Origin of the sequence: Limosilactobacillus antri DSM 16041, from assembly GCF_000160835.1 — a bacterium.
Taxonomy (GTDB): domain Bacteria; phylum Bacillota; class Bacilli; order Lactobacillales; family Lactobacillaceae; genus Limosilactobacillus; species Limosilactobacillus antri.
The window spans coordinates 1-815 of record NZ_GG700751.1 but is presented as its reverse complement, the minus strand read 5'-3'; the positions used below and the strand labels follow the sequence as shown (position 1 = coordinate 815).

The following is an 815-nucleotide window of genomic DNA, read 5'->3' as shown; positions in this document are numbered from 1 at the left end:
CCATCCAATCCGGGGTGGGCGTCCCCTGGGAGTAGGTAGAGCCAGTGGCGAAAATCATGGAAGCCCTCCTTTCATTCTTGCGTATCTTCGGAAAGCCGGAAGGTATCGACGAACTGCTTGTATTCCGAGCTGGAAGTTCCAAAGGATTCGAGGCCATAGAGGCCAGCGGACGAGTAAACGACCTCTCGACGCATGATCACCGAGGAGTCCTCGCTATCGTGACCGGTGTAGGAAATGGCCATATGCCCGTCCACGGTGGTGAAGGAATACTTGTCAATCTGCAGAAGACGAGCGACATTGGTCAAGACCTTACGTTTCTGCGCGTCATTGAACCCCTTGGAGTCCTCGACTTGCTTCCGGGTGAATTTGGTGACGGACACAGCGTAGTTGATGTGATCCTTGTCATTGACCGTCGAATAGCGGGCATAAGCGCCGGTGGGATCCTTATAGGTGTCCTTCTCCGGAACGCCCGGGAAATAGACGGAATAGCCCAGATCCTTGGACGTGAACTTCTTCCAGCCCTGGGGGGCAGTGACGGAGGAAGTGGCTTTGTTCGCCGATGGGGCAGTCGACTAGGAGGAACCGCAGGCGGCCAGACCTGTCGTGAAAGCCATCATTGCTATGACAGCGGAAATCCGCCTGAAAGACCTTTTCATATCAAACCTCTTTTTCTTTCTTGTCGTTTCTTGCTTTTTCATTGTAACACCTTCTAAAGTATGCGGATAAAAATAATCTGGAATGGTTTTATCTTCAATTAAACACTGAATAATATATTTCCAAGGACTCCGCTTTTGATCATCAAGCTCTTGAGGTAG

Annotated in this window: 1 protein-coding gene and 1 pseudogene; both read right to left on the bottom strand. The window is 50.7% G+C overall.

Annotation, left to right across the window (positions count from 1 at the left end; all coding sequences use genetic code 11):
- Positions 1-71: 71 nt before the first annotated feature.
- The gene (locus HMPREF0494_RS11700; RefSeq protein WP_244858947.1) at positions 72-380 is read right to left on the bottom strand and encodes a hypothetical protein; all 309 of its coding nucleotides are present in this window, start codon (positions 378-380) and stop codon (positions 72-74) included.
- A gap of 192 nt (positions 381-572) precedes the next feature.
- Positions 573-815, bottom strand: a pseudogene (locus HMPREF0494_RS11695) (hypothetical protein); the annotation flags it as partial.